This window comes from Microbacterium gallinarum (assembly GCF_014837165.1).
In the GTDB taxonomy this organism is placed as follows: Bacteria; Actinomycetota; Actinomycetes; order Actinomycetales; family Microbacteriaceae; genus Microbacterium; species Microbacterium gallinarum.
In genome coordinates this window covers 344,250-357,618 of record NZ_JACSPM010000004.1, presented here as the reverse complement: position 1 = coordinate 357,618, position 13,369 = coordinate 344,250, and the positions used below count along the sequence as shown (strand labels likewise).

Here is a 13,369-nt window from a genome sequence, read left to right as displayed (position 1 = left end):
CGGATACTTACTGGGACGTCCCATGAGACAGATCCTTCCAAGGAATCATGTCTCCGGACACGCCGGGGCGAGTCACCCGATCCCTGGATGTTCTCGGCGGCACCAGACCGGGTCTGTGCTCGCCCAATGTCTTCCTTTGACCCGATTAGGCGAACATGAGCCATCTGCGATAGAAACATGCTGCTGGGGGGAAGAATGGCAACGAATAGTCAAGCCGGTCAAGGCTGGCGTACGTTGTTGATCGTTTCGTTGATCGGCATCCCCGCCGCGGTGATCGCGACGGTAGTCGGCGGGCTGATCTTGGCGTCACTCGCGGGCAGTAGTCCGGGTAGCGGGCCTCAAGCCGGCTCGCCGAGCGATTCGACTCCTGCCGCCGAAATCCCCCGAGATGCGCAGTCGCCGACGCCAGAACCGGAAACCAGCGAGAATCCCTCGGCAGTCCAGACAGCAGTCTTCACACCCATGCCCCTGAGCACCCATGAAGCGGCGGACACTACATCGTGCAAAGTTCCCGGGAACTCGGGCTATTCGTGGGAGAACGAGATCTCCCCGATTGCAGGTGTCCCGTACACGTTCGGTATGACGTGCATCATGTCGCGTGACAACGCCATCGGTCAGGTCGACTACTTGGTCCCCGCTGGGGCAAGTCGCATCACCGTGACTGCGGGTCAGCCCGATGACGAAAGCAACACGACTACTACCATCCGATTCGAGGTCGTGGATGTCCTCTCGGGTGGCGTGCTCGCAGCACACGATCTTTCATTTGGCCAGAGCGCGTCAATTGATGTGGCGGTGAGCGGATTGGTGCGGATCGGACTTCGAGCATCGATGCTCTCGTTTGCTGTATCGCCGCGGGACGACTGGTCTCGGGCGAGTTGGGCCGAGCCGACCTTTCGGTAGTACCCGGGCGCTCACGCCTGGATGGTGTTTCGCTAATGGGAGGACGCTCGCTGATCGCGAATTCGATGTCAGCTTGCGATCGCGATGTTCACAAACCCCGATCCGGGAAGCCCAGGCAGACATCCATCAGTGTTAGCGAGCCGATGCCGTGTGGTGCACGGCCCGGTCGCGGTCGATCACTGGCGGAGTGATGAGGGCGCCGCCCGCTCCGGAATCTGGTCCTCCGCGATGAGCACGGCGTTCAGACCAAAAGTTCGAGATCGAAAGACCATGCTGCGATCCATCGACGCGACAATCACCTTGCGGCCGTAGGGCGCCAATTGCACCGCTCGATCGATAGTGTCTCGATCCACCTCGGCAAGCGGGATCCGCTCGTTATGGTCCACCCACACGCGAATCGTGGCTTGGAATCACTATCCTCGGGGCGGAAGGACGCGGAACCATTCCCTGAGCCGACGACGTCGTCGAGCCACTTCAACGCAACCCGCGCATTATTTCGAGCATCACCCTGTCCGCGGTCCTTCTGCCGGTCAAGTTCCTCGACGACCTGGATAGGGACGACGAAGTTCGCCTCTCTCGTGATCTCGTCCACGACATCGTCCCAGTCCATCGCGTGATGCGTGGTCCGGCGGAGAGCAGAACGTTGGTGTCCAGAATGACGACACGCGATCTCGTCCCCAGGATCGCACCGCGTCGTCAATCTGCTGGATTGCCCCGTCGAGCGCCTGCAAACGCGTTTCGATCTCAGCATCGATGAGGAATGCGAGTGCGGAGCCGTAATCGCGCACCGCCATCCCTATGCGGGCGGCGAGCGAAAGCGGGACCCCAACGTGCACCCGGCGGAGGACCGGCGGGTTTCGTGAGCTGGCTCGACTTCGGCGCCAGGAGGACGGTTGGCGCGCGACGCGTTCAAGAGCTGCGGCGAGGCTCCGTCAGTGCGGCGGGTGAACAGGCCGCAAGACTTTAGGCGGTGCGGCCGGATCTTGACATAGCGTCGGCGAACCCGTCCAGCAGGAGCTCGAGGCCGTACTCGAACTCTGCCGCGTCATCCTGAGCGAGAAGTGTTGGCGTGATCTCCGTTACAAGCGGGAGGAGCTTGGCTGCCGTGGGCGTGTCCATGCTGTCGCGCGTCTCCGATGTGATCGTGCGCGTTTCGGGCGAGAAGTATCCACCCAGTTCGATGTCGAGTGTGCCCAGCGAATACGCAGCCAGAGCGCGGTAGCAGCGTGCGGTGCTGAGCTCGTCGAAGCCAGCTCGGCGGAAGCTCCGGAACCCCGCTTCCACGAAGGCCAGAGCGTCGGGTGTGTGCGGTGGGAACTGGTTGATGAGTCGCGAGGCGTTCGGGTGGCGCATGGCGACGTGTCGCACGGACCGCATGATGAAGCGCATGGCGTCGCGCCAGTGGATGTCCTCCGGCGGCGTGTCGACCTCGGCGAGCAGAAGTTGAGCGACGCCGTCGAGCAACGCGTCCTTGTCCGGGAAGTACGTGTAAACCGCCATCGGCGACGAGCCGAGGTTCTGCGCGAGCTTGCGCATGCTGAGGCCCTCGATACCGTCCGCGTCGATCGCGGCCAGGGCCGCCTGTGCGATGCCCATCTGTGTGAGTTTTTCTGCCATTGCGGCCTCCCTAGTTGACAGCTTACATCGTACGGTGCAGTCTGTACGTCGTATCCGTACACCGTAAAGGATACAACTGACACCGTAAGGAGCATCATGATCCACATCCGACAGGCCGGCCCCGGGGATGCCGTGGCTCTGGACGAGATGGTGCGAGAGCTCGCCGCGCACGAGGGCGACCTGGAGCACGTTCACGTGAACGCGGAGGCGTGGCGGCAGCTGCTCGCGCGCCCCGACGTGCGCGTCCTGATCGCCGAGGATGACGCCGGCGTGGTCGGCTTCACCAGCACCGTGCGCCGCATCCATCTCTGGACCGGTGGCGACCTTCTCGCCCTGGACGACCTCTACGTCCGACCCGGCCACCGCGACAAGGGCATCGGCAGCCAGCTGATGACCGCCGTGGCCCGCCTCGCCGCCGAAGACGACCTGCTCGTGCAGTGGGGCGTCCGCCTGAACAACCACGCCGGGCAGCGCTTCTATGCGCGCCTGGGCGCCACCCTCAACACCAAGATGACCGCGTCGTGGACGCCGGCGCAGTACCGCCGACACCTCGCCGCCGCCCGCTGAACTGCCGAAGGACACACACAATGAGCACCACATTCGCCATCGAGGCCACCGACCTCGTGAAGACGTACGGCACCGGCGACACCGCGGTCCGGGCCCTCGATCACGCCAGCCTCAGCATCCGCCGTGGCCGGTTCACCGCCATCATGGGCCCGTCCGGGTCCGGCAAGTCCACGATGATGCACGCCATGGCGGGGCTGGACACGGTCGACTCCGGCAGCATCCGCCTCGGAGAGACCGAGCTCGTCGGCATGAGCGAGAAGCAGCGCACCCTGCTTCGCCGTACCCACGTCGGCTTCATCTTCCAGCAGTACAACCTCGTGCCCGCCCTCACCGCGGAGGAGAACATCGCCCTCCCGCTGCGCCTGGGAGGTCAGAAAGTCGACAAGGACTGGATGCTGGAGCTGGCCGCGACGCTCGGCATCGCCGACCGGCTCAACCACCGCCCCTCCGAGCTCTCCGGGGGCCAGCAGCAGCGCGTCGCGGTCGCCCGCGCCCTCATCTCCCGGCCTGAGGTCGTCTTCGCCGACGAGCCCACCGGAGCACTGGACTCCCGCTCCAGCCAGGCGCTGCTGGCCTTCCTGCGTCGCGCTGCCAGCGAGCTGTGGCAGACCATCGTGATGGTCACCCACGACCCGTCGGCCGCGGCGTACGCGGACCGGGTCGAGTTCCTCTCCGACGGCGAGGTGATCGACGGTCACGACAACCCGACTGCGGCAACCGTCCTCGAGCGCATGGCGCGCTTCGACGCCGAGCGTCAGGGGGTGGCGGCATGATCCGGTTCGCGTTCGCCCAGGTCCTCGCCCATCGCCTCCGATTGGCTCTCACGGTCGTCGCCGTCATGCTCGGCGTCGCCTTCGTCACCGGCAGTCTCGTCCTCAACGACACGGCCCAGAAGCTGTTCGACGACCAGTTCGCCACCGCCTCGGCAGGCGCTGACGTGACCGTCCGTACCGCCACCGCATTCGACTCCGGGATGGGTGTCGAGGTCGAACGGGACCCGCTTCCCACCGGAACGCTGGACACCGTCCGCGACGTGGATGCTGTCGCAGATGCGGTCCCGGTCGCCAAGGGCGCCGCCCGCCTGGAGCAGGGCACCACCGACCTCGGCAGCGTCCAGCTGAGCACCTGGGTCGAGGAGCCCGTCGGCGCATACCCGCTCCGCGGCGGTGCGGCACCCACCAGCGACGGCGAGATCGTCATCGACCAGAACACTGCCGACGCGCTCGGCGTGCGCATCGGCGACGCTGTCACCGTGGTCGGCGACACCCGGGTTGAGGCTCGTGTCGTCGGGCTCGTCGGGTTCGGCGACGGCGACGGTCCGCCGGTGGGGGCGGTCGCGCTTTCGACTCTCACCACCGCGCAGAGCGTCCTCGGCCTCGGCGACGGCCTCTCCGAGATCCTGGTCACCTCGGAACTGACCGCCGGTGAACTGCAGCCACTCCTCACCGATGTGCTCGCTGACGACGTGCAGGTCGCAACCGCGCAAGACCTCGCCGCAGCCGGCGCCGAGCAGGCGGCGGCGAACCTCGAGATGCTCCAGGTCGTGCTCATCGCGATGAGCGTCGCGGCGCTCATCATCGGCGCGTTCCTGATCGCCAACACCTTCGCGATCGTCATCTCGCAGCGCACCCGTGAGCTGGCGGTGATTAGGGCGACCGGCGCGACCGGGAAACAGGTTCTTGCGTCGGTGCTCGTCGAGGCGCTGCTCGTGGGCGCCCTCGCCTCGACCGTCGGCGTGCTGCTGGGCATCGTGAGCACCTACGGCCTGCGCGCACTTGCCGGGGTCTTCGGGGTCAGCATCCCCTCCGGTGAGCTCGTCATCGAGACCCGCACCGTCATCATCGCCCTCACCGTCGGTGTCCTGGTCACCCTCGTCTCGGCGGTGGGCCCGGCTCGCCGTGCCGCGGCGGTGTCTCCGCTTGCCGCGATGCGCAGCAGCGCCGCCGAGACGCGCGGTCTCGGTCGCGGGCGCCTTGTCTCCGGCACGGTCCTGCTGGTGGCAGGCTCCGCCGTCGCCGCCCTTCCGGGGTTGGCCGCGGGGCCGATCCTGCTACTCGGCGTGGGATTGGTGCTCGCCCTCGTCGGAGTCGTGCTGATCGCGCCGTCCGCGCTGCGTCCGCTGGTCTCTTTCGTCGGCGCGGCCTCCGCGCGGACAGTGCCCGGGCAGCTGGCCCGGGAAGCCGCGCTTCGCGCACCGCGTCGCACCTCAGCGACGGTGATGGCGCTGGCGTTCGGGCTTGCGCTGATGAGCTTCGTGTCCATCGTCGGCGGCTCGGTCAAAGCGGCCACCGGTGAGCAGTACCGCGAGGTCATCGCCGCGGACGTCGTCATCGAAAGCGCGGGGCAGGAGATGCTCGGCGGGGTTCACGCGGCCGTCTACGACGAGGTCCGGGAGGTGCCCGTCGTCGGCGTTGCCACCCGGCTGAAGTACGGGCATTGGAAGGACGGCAAGACGACCAGCGCGCTGACCGGTCTGGATCCTGAGCTCATCACCGAGGTCGCACAGATCAGGATGGTGGACGGGGACATCGCCGCGCTGAGCACCGGAGGCGTCGTCATCGCCGAGCGCGTCGCCACCGAGGGTGAGCTGGCGGTGGGCGACGAGCTGCCGATGACGTTCGCGCGGCTGGGTGAGACCGCCCTGCCCATCGTCGGCATCATCGCCGACGGTCCCGCGCAGGCGCTGCAGACCGACTTCTTCGTCTCCCTGGACACCTACGGTGTCCTCTTCACCGAGGACATGGATGCCAGCATCTTTGTGCTGGCAGCGGCCGGCACCTCTCCCGCGGAGCTCACCACCGCCCTGGAGACCGCGCTCGAGGACCACCCGACCGTGCAGGTGCGAGACCAGGCGGCGGTCATCGCGGGACGCACACAGACCGTCGACCAGATCTTCGGACTGGTCACGGTGCTCCTCGCGTTCGCCATGGTCATCGCCGTGCTCGGCATCGCGAACACCCTCGCGCTGTCCATCGTCGAACGCACCCGCGAGATCGGCGTCCTCCGCTCGGTCGGGATGTCACGCCGGTCGGTGGCGCTGATGGTGCAGGCCGAGGCGGTCATCGTGTCGGTCGTCGCTGTGGCCACCGGGCTGCTCCTCGGTGTCGCCGCCAGCGTCGCCGCCATCGGCGCGCTGTCCACCATCGCCCCGCTGGGCATGGAGGTGCCGGTCGCGCAGCTGGGCGTCCTCGCCGCAGTCGTCGCCATCGCGGGCCTGCTCGCCGGGGTCGCGCCGGCCGCTCGCGCCGCGAAGCTGCCGGTCCTGGAGGCGATTGCGCATGCGTGACCGGACCCTGCCACTGGTGCTCACTCTGGTGGCCGCGCAGCTGGTGGTGATGCTCGACTCCAGCATCCTCAACGTCGCACTTCCGTCCATCGCCGAAGACCTCGGCCTCACCGCAGTCGGAACAGCGTGGGTGCTCAACGCCTACTTCCTGACCTTCGGCGGACTGCTGCTGGTCTCCGGTCGAGCCGCTGATATCTTGGGCCGCCGCCGGATGTTCCTCACCGGCGCGACGGTTCTCGTCGCCGGCTCACTCCTGGGCGGCTTGGCCTCGACGGACGCCGTGCTGGTGACCGCCCGCCTGATCCAGGGCGGCGGGGCTGCGATGCTCAGCCCCGCCGCCATGGCGGTGATCCTCGCCACATTCACCGGCACCGCTCGGACCCGGACGATGGCCTGGTGGGGTGCGGCGTCCACCGTCGGCGGCGCGCTCGGCGTGAGCGTCGGAGGCATCCTCACCAGCGGCCTCGGCTGGCAGAGCGTCATGTTCGTCACCGCCACCGCAGCCGTCGTCGTCGGCATCGCCGGCTGGGCGCTGCTGGAGCGCGACCACCCCGCCGCCCGCCGACCCTTCGACGCCGCGGGTGCGGCGCTTGTGACCATGGCAGCGGGTGCGGTGGTCTTCGCCGTGCTGAGCCTCCCGCATGCGGGGCTGGCCTCGGTCGAGGTGCTCACTGCGGCGGCCATCGCCGTGATCGCCGGGACCGGCTTCGTTCTCGTCGAGGGGCGCAGCCGGGACGCTGTGCTGCCGCTTCCGGCACTGCGGGAGCCGCGCGTCGCAGGCGGCATCGTCGTCAACGTGCTCGGTGGCGCGGCCCGAGTCGCGTGCTTCGTGCTGGTCGCCCTGCTCATTCAGCAGGTACTCGAGTACGACCCGGCGGCCGCTGGGCTGGCCATGCTGCCGACCTCGTTGGCCGGCTTCGCCGTCAGCACGCTGCTGCTGCCGCGCGCGCTCGCACGTTTCGGGCCGGAGAAGGTCGCGGTGCTGGGGCTCATCCTCCTCGCCGTCGCGCACCTGATGTTCGCCTCCCTCGACCACGGGATGCCGTACCTCGCACGGGTGTTCCCCGTCCTCCTCCTCGCGGCCGTGGGCGTGGCGTTCAGCTTCACCCCCACCACCCTCGTCATCGCAAGCGGCATGACCTCCAGCAACGCGGGTGTCGGGTCAGGGCTCGCATCCTCCACCGCCCAGATCGGCGGAGCCCTCGGCATCGCCGCATTCGGCGCCATCGATGCGTACCGCCGTGCAGCCGTCCTCGCCGAAGGGGGAAGCGAGCTGGCCGCCGCCGAAGCAGGCCTCTCTGGCGCTCACCTTGCCGCAGCCACCGCGGCCGCCGTGGCGGCCCTCGTCGCCATCGCCGCCTTCCCGTCTACGCGACCGCGCCGGCTGGCCGCCGCTGTGTCCAACTTCGCGGGCCGCCGGAGCCGAAGGACAGTGTCCAGTTGATGCACCGTGCTGCGCAGGATGAGGACATCATGCCCTCCGAAACCAAGACGCTAGGGCTGACGAGTCGGCCATCAGTTCGCGACAGGCTCCTCGAACGCCCAATGCTGCTGTGGGCGCTGTTCCTGCTGGCAATCACGGCGATGGGGATCCTCGCCAAGTGGCTGACACCCACCCTCCGTCCCGGCCCAGGCGGCGTCGGCCTGGTCCAGGTCGCATTGCAGCTCGGGATGCTGCTGATGATTCTCCCGTTCGCCGTCCGCGTCGGATGGGATGCGCTCGGCCTTCGACGACTGCCGGCGCCGCGCGACGGACTCGTGCTGTTGTTCCCGACCCTCACAGTGATGATCGGCTTCTCCGCTGGCTTCCGACACGTGGAGGTTCCGACACTGATCCTCGCGTTCGCGTCGGTGGTGCTCGCAGGCGTGGTCGAGGAGACAGCGTTCCGTGGGATCCTGCTCACCCGGCTCCTGCCACGCGGACCGTGGACAGCGGTGCTGCTATCTTCTGCCCTCTTCGGATCGCTGCACGTCGCGAACCTGTTCCTCGGCTCCCCGTGGCAGACCGTCCTGCTCCAAGTGACGTTCGCGGCGATGGCGGGCACCGGCTATGCCGCAATGCGTCTGCGCACCGGCTCGCTCTGGCCGCCCATCGTGCTGCACGCGCTGTTCGACCTCTCCTTCCGAGTCACGGCGATTGAAGCGGGCACACCCTTTCACAGCGCCATTCAGATGCTCCACGGGGTTGGCTGGCTGATCTACGCCTTTGTCGCATTGCGGCGTGCCGCGTTCCTGAAAGAGCACTGCGACAACGCTCAGTCGTTCGAATGCGCCGCCATGAGAGCGAACCAGTCAGCCGAATTACTCGCTGACCACCCGGGCTGAGCACGGCATTGTCAACCAGCGCATGGCTTCACGGCCCAGGGCAACGCTGTACCCGTTGTCGTCAAGAAGCAATGAGGTCGGGCGACTACTGACACTTCGGGCGACGAGGTGCGCAATCTTGGAGTTTGTCAAACGCCGCTGCTTCCACAGGAGGACAGACTCCACGAATACGTATGGGTCGTAGGAGCTCGTCCGAAGATGAGTGGTGGATCCCTGGACGCGGCATCGAACGCTGGAGGGACGTCCGCGCGCGCGGAGCCGCCGGCAGACTGCCCGGGGTTTATCGGCGGGTGCGAAACTCCGGTCGTCCTCTCGTCGCAGACCACGTCCGAGCGGCTCCGGGGACGTACACGTGTAACCCAAGCACAGCGGGCCCATGGTGGCTCCATATACTCTGGCACGCAGCGACAGCAACGCGGCTCACGCGTTTTGAAAGACGGGAGCTGAGTGTGACGGCCCAGCGGAGACAGAGCGCGCGTAGTCGGCGCCACGAACTGGCGATCAAAATGCTGGGCGAGGCCCGCGAGAGTCGAAAGGCCGCCGGCCTTCCGGACATCACATGGCGGGAAGACCCGATGATGGTGTTCTTCCTCCCTATGGCGATATTCGCGATCATCGGATGCGTCGTGCTCGTCTTCACCACCGTCCTTCCGCTCCCGGTCGCGATAGGCATTGGGATTGCGGTGATCGTGTTAATCGGCGCCGCAGGTCTGGTGTTGCGTGGACTGGGTGAGCTGAACACCAGCCCCAAGCAGAAGGCGATTGGATACTTTCTCGGTGCAGCCGCGTACGCTGCCACGGCAGTCGTCGCGTTGGTGAACGGTGTGCGAATCTTCATCGCGAGTTAGCGAGGAAGGCGAGCGAGCTCCGGGCTCCGGGGATCCCTGAGCGAGCGCGTTCGATCCGTTGGTGTGACTCACTGCGAGGGCCGAACCGCTTCGAGTAAGTGGGTTTGACGAACTCTCCGTCCACGGTGAGGAGGTGAGTCACCGCCTGGGAGCGGATGCCGATACGGTGGGCTGAACTCGATGGAAGGGCGTCATGCGCATGACTGCCGAAACGGGCAACCAATCGTTCTCCGCCGGCTTCGGCCGCCTCACGGCAGATGATCGCGACCTCATCGCCCGGGCGGAGACTCTTCGCTACCTCCCGTCCACGCGCAGCGACCTCGGCGACGAGATCGAGCGCGGGCTTGCGCTCATGCACAACGGAGATCCCGCGGGTGCCCGCGTCCTCGAAGAGGCAGTCGAAGCGGTCGCCGACTTCAAGCACATCGTCCACGCGGACGGAGACTTCTACCTGAGCATGCATGTAAGGGGGATGGTGGACAGTGCTAACTGGGCACTCGAATCGTCGTCCACACCTCCCGAGGTCGCCGAACGCATCCGCGAGGCCGAAAGTCTGATCGGCCTCGGCGACGAGGCCGGTGTCGCGGCCCTCGAGACCGCCCTCGCGGAAGCTCGGTTGCCTGCCCAGCAGCCCACAGGAGAAGCCGCGACTTCCTGAGCACACGCGATCGCTCAGCGCGCCTACTACCCAGCACGCAACGCAGTGCTTGCGGGCGGTATGGATACGTCTAGCAATCTCGGCCCCGCTACAGAACCGACCGGGCAAGTGGGACGCGCGGGGTCCTTACTGCGCGGCCATGCTTCCGACGGCGTCGCTGGTCGACGAGCTGCCGCTTGCCCGCGAAACGTTGCACTCGATCGCCTTCGCGCCAGACCTTCATTCGATGCACTGGCGAACTGTCCGGAATAGCCCTATCGTTCAGCCAATACATCTTCGGCGCTGTGATCGCGCGGTTGGGGGAGCGCGATGGCCGGAATATTCAATCGCAAACGCGACAAGGAAAAGCCAAACACCAGTTCGAACCTCAGTGCGTCCTGGGTCATCAGCCTACTCATAGGCGGCTTTGTCGTAATCGCTGCTGCGCTGATGGGCGTGATCGCAGTCCTCAGTTCGAACGACATTTTGCGACCAGAGTTCACATTACCGTTGCTCGTGATCGGGTCTGTCACCGTCCTCATGGTCGGACTGGCCGCAACTGCAATCGTCTTTCGACGGTTGGGACTTGACAATCCAGGAGAAGCGATGGGGCTCCCGGAGGGGAGCATCCGAGCGATCATCGCGCTCATGCTCATAATGATCTTTGCGGTCGTTTCAGTCTTTCTCATCTCCAACGCTGATACCAACGACCGCCGGGTGATCACTGGCATCAGCGGTGTCGAAGCCGACAAGTACTCAAGTTCCGAAATAATCTCGCGAGAACTCATATCTGGCGACCCATCCGACGCAGATTCTGCGGTGTACGAAGTCGTGCTCACCGCGGGAGACCGCGCCTCTGCTGAGATGGCTCAACAATTGATGACGACGCTCGGCACTCTAGTGGTTGCGATCGCCGCCTTCTACTTTGGGAGCCAGTCCGTTGCCGCTGCACAACAGCGGACAGTCAACCCGAACTCACGCGTCCCAAGCCCGACCGCACCCGTGCCAGACCCGAACGCACCCGTGCCAGACCCGAACGCACCCGTGCCAGACCCGAACGCACCCGTGCCAGCCCCGAACGCACCCGTGCCAGACCCGAACGCACCCGGTCCGGATCCACAGCCGGTTCCAGATCAACGGCATAAGTTGCCGCCGGCCGGAGGGCCGGTTGTCGACCCGATGCAGGAGGCTCCCGGCGAAGGCCAATCGCCCCGCTGAGCGACCCCACCCGGCCGCATCGACGTGATTCAACATGTATCGCCCCGCGTTTAGTGGAGGCGAGTTCTCCCACCGCCGGCTGATGCTGCGTTGTTTTCAAGGCAGCACTCGTTCGACTTCTCGATGGGTGTGGGGTATCCGATCGATGAGTGCAGCCGGTTCTGGTCGAACCAGTGCACCCAGGAGAGCGTGGCGAGTTCGAGCTCGTCGGCGGTCCGAGACGGGCCGTGAAGTGGTCTCCTCTGGCCTCGCTCCCGCGCGATGTCCGCTCAACGATCGAGCTGCGGACACCCTCCTCGGCGCCATGAAGTGTGCTCGATATCGAGAACGGCCACGAGATCAGAGCAGGATGTCGGGCGCCCGCTTCGCAAGATCCGACGTCAGCCACTGGAAGGCGGCGAGGGATGAAGTCGGAGAGGCGGCACTGCGACGGAGGTAGCCGGTGCTCGCTACTTCGAGAGCACGGCGACGCGGCTCGGTGTAGACGTCGAGTGGGAGCAAACCGGCCCGGAAGCGCGCCCGAGAGACCTCGGCGACACGGGCCCGCAATTCGACCTCATGATCAATGAAGTACGAATCGGCCATCGCCAGAATCTCCCTGGCCGCTCGGTGGGTCTCCGAACGGTGCTGCCAGGCCTGTACCAGTTCGGGTGGGGTTGGCACGTCCTGTTGCCTGATCCGAGCCAACTCCTCCCGACTGCGCTTCCGAGCGAAGAACGCTTCCGCGGCGGCGTCGTTTTGACGCCGCTCTGCAGCAAGCACCCGGTGAAGCCGGCGGTCGGGCAGTCCGGCACGAGCGCGACGACGGTGTAGGCGCCGCGCTTCATTCTCTCGCCGGCGATAGGACTCCTGTTGAGAGGGCGTGGGTGTCCACTCGGACACACGGCCGGCTTCGCGTGCGCGGGCGACCGCCCGACGATGAGCCTCATTGGCCTTCTCCGGATCCGCAGCCTCTCGCGCCCGACGGCGCTCGGCAATGGCGTCACGATTCCGGTAGTAGTAGTCGCGCTGGGCTTGCTTGTACGCCTCTGGGTGCCTCTGCTTGTATCGCTCGCGCGCCTGCTGGCGCTCCTCCGGATGCTGCTGTGCCCACTCCTTGGCCCGCTCGATACCCTTCTGCCGCCGCGCCTTCTCGTCTCGCTCGCGCTGCGCCCGCCGACGCTCACGCTCGCGACCCGTATTCCGGATATGCTCCCGGTTCCGCTCCCGATACTGGGCGTAGTACGCCGGGTGCGCGTCATTCCAGGCCTGCCGCTGCGCAGCGTGTCGCGCGGAACGTTCGTCCTCGTTGCGAGCCTCGTCAGGCATGGTGTCCTGCAGCGTGCCCACCGGTGAGATCAGCGAGCGCCGTGAAGAGTTCTTCGCGCGTTGCTGTCGGGTCGATGATCGCTCGCGCGATGAGAGCCCCTATCCGTTCCCGCTCGGTGTCGGACACGTCGCCGAGTCGCGCGAGACACCATTCGGTGTCGTCGGCGAGGCGGTACGTCGGGTCATCGACCTGGATGCCGGGGTAGTAGAGGAACGCGAGCACCGCCACGTGCTCAAGGACGGCGTCGGCGTGGTCTCGATCGGTCATGCCATCAAGGTGCGCGCACGCCTCCCATGGAGTTGCATGGGCGGGATGTCCGCCGCATCATCTAGCGTCGATCCGTCGGCCGGAGATGGGAACGACCGATGAAGGAACAGCGGGACTGGCATCCGATTCTCGCCGCGCACGAGGGCCCAACCGGAACCTGGCAGATGATCGACGCCCAAGGCCGCTCATACGGCACCATCGAGATCCGCCGGGTGATGAACGACACCGAAGTCCGCTACCGCGCCAGCTTCCGTGGTGAGGTCATTGGATGGTCAACGACCCTCCGCCTCGCGTGCGAGCGCACTCACCGCGAGTTCTTGCGGGCCCACGGCCCGAGCGGCGGACCGATCGCGAGTTGGGGCAGGCAGGATCGAGGCGGGTCGCTTGAGTAGCCG

At 66.5% G+C, this 13,369-nt stretch carries 15 protein-coding genes; 10 read left to right on the top strand and 5 right to left on the bottom strand.

Annotated elements, in window-relative coordinates; genetic code table 11:
• Positions 1–177 precede the first annotated feature (177 nt).
• Positions 178–900, top strand: a complete 723-nt coding sequence (locus tag H9622_RS13525) for a hypothetical protein (protein WP_191766926.1) — start codon at positions 178–180, stop codon at positions 898–900.
• A 176-nt stretch (positions 901–1,076) separates the two neighbouring features.
• Here the strand turns inward: H9622_RS13525 and H9622_RS13520 are convergent, their stop codons facing one another.
• From H9622_RS13520 to H9622_RS13510, 3 genes are all read right to left on the bottom strand, one after another.
• The gene (locus H9622_RS13520) at positions 1,077–1,286 is read right to left on the bottom strand and encodes a hypothetical protein (RefSeq protein ID WP_191766948.1); all 210 of its coding nucleotides are present in this window, start codon (positions 1,284–1,286) and stop codon (positions 1,077–1,079) included.
• Positions 1,196–1,510: a PIN domain-containing protein gene (locus H9622_RS16175; protein ID WP_191766925.1), complete on the bottom strand. Its 315-nt coding sequence runs from the start codon at positions 1,508–1,510 to the stop codon at positions 1,196–1,198. The genes H9622_RS13520 and H9622_RS16175 overlap by 91 nt, the downstream gene beginning before the upstream one ends.
• Positions 1,511–1,863: 353 nt before the next feature.
• On the bottom strand, positions 1,864–2,517 hold the full coding sequence (locus tag H9622_RS13510) for a TetR/AcrR family transcriptional regulator (protein ID WP_191766924.1): 654 nt from the start codon (positions 2,515–2,517) through the stop codon (positions 1,864–1,866).
• A gap of 96 nt (positions 2,518–2,613) precedes the next feature.
• On the opposite strand from H9622_RS13510, the gene H9622_RS13505 reads away from it, so the two are divergent.
• The 8 genes from H9622_RS13505 (at position 2,614) to H9622_RS13470 (ending at position 11,398) form a co-directional block, all read left to right on the top strand.
• Positions 2,614–3,084 carry a GNAT family N-acetyltransferase gene (locus H9622_RS13505; RefSeq protein ID WP_191766923.1) on the top strand — a complete coding sequence of 157 codons (471 nt, stop codon included), beginning with the start codon at positions 2,614–2,616 and terminating at the stop codon, positions 3,082–3,084.
• A 20-nt stretch (positions 3,085–3,104) separates the two neighbouring features.
• Complete coding sequence (locus H9622_RS13500) at positions 3,105–3,857, top strand: ABC transporter ATP-binding protein (RefSeq protein WP_191766922.1); 753 nt, start codon at positions 3,105–3,107, stop codon at positions 3,855–3,857.
• Positions 3,854–6,370: an ABC transporter permease gene (locus H9622_RS13495; protein WP_191766921.1), complete on the top strand. Its 2,517-nt coding sequence runs from the start codon at positions 3,854–3,856 to the stop codon at positions 6,368–6,370. Before H9622_RS13500 ends, H9622_RS13495 begins: the two co-directional genes overlap by 4 nt.
• Positions 6,363–7,814, top strand: a complete 1,452-nt coding sequence (locus H9622_RS13490; RefSeq protein ID WP_191766920.1) for an MFS transporter — start codon at positions 6,363–6,365, stop codon at positions 7,812–7,814. Before H9622_RS13495 ends, H9622_RS13490 begins: the two co-directional genes overlap by 8 nt.
• Positions 7,815–7,843: 29 nt before the next feature.
• A complete protein-coding gene (locus tag H9622_RS13485; protein ID WP_191766919.1) occupies positions 7,844–8,695 on the top strand; it encodes a CPBP family intramembrane glutamic endopeptidase in 852 nt (283 codons plus the stop codon).
• 449 nt (positions 8,696–9,144) lie between these two features.
• Positions 9,145–9,543 (top strand): hypothetical protein, encoded by a 399-nt coding sequence (locus H9622_RS13480; RefSeq protein WP_191766918.1) that lies wholly within the window; start codon positions 9,145–9,147, stop codon positions 9,541–9,543.
• Positions 9,544–9,742: 199 nt separating this feature from the next.
• The gene (locus H9622_RS13475) at positions 9,743–10,201 is read left to right on the top strand and encodes a hypothetical protein (protein WP_191766917.1); all 459 of its coding nucleotides are present in this window, start codon (positions 9,743–9,745) and stop codon (positions 10,199–10,201) included.
• Between the two features lie 309 nt (positions 10,202–10,510).
• Entirely contained in the window at positions 10,511–11,398 is an 888-nt protein-coding gene (locus tag H9622_RS13470; RefSeq protein ID WP_191766916.1) for a hypothetical protein, read from the top strand.
• Between the two features lie 339 nt (positions 11,399–11,737).
• Here H9622_RS13470 and H9622_RS13465 read toward each other — a convergent pair whose 3' ends face one another.
• Positions 11,738–12,727 carry a hypothetical protein gene (locus H9622_RS13465; RefSeq protein ID WP_191766915.1) on the bottom strand — a complete coding sequence of 330 codons (990 nt, stop codon included), beginning with the start codon at positions 12,725–12,727 and terminating at the stop codon, positions 11,738–11,740.
• Entirely contained in the window at positions 12,699–12,974 is a 276-nt protein-coding gene (locus tag H9622_RS13460; protein WP_191766914.1) for a hypothetical protein, read from the bottom strand. The genes H9622_RS13465 and H9622_RS13460 overlap by 29 nt, the downstream gene beginning before the upstream one ends.
• 98 nt (positions 12,975–13,072) lie before the next feature.
• Between H9622_RS13460 and H9622_RS13455 the strand changes: the two genes are divergently transcribed.
• Complete coding sequence (locus H9622_RS13455) at positions 13,073–13,366, top strand: hypothetical protein (RefSeq protein ID WP_191766913.1); 294 nt, start codon at positions 13,073–13,075, stop codon at positions 13,364–13,366.
• Positions 13,367–13,369: the final 3 nt, after the last annotated feature.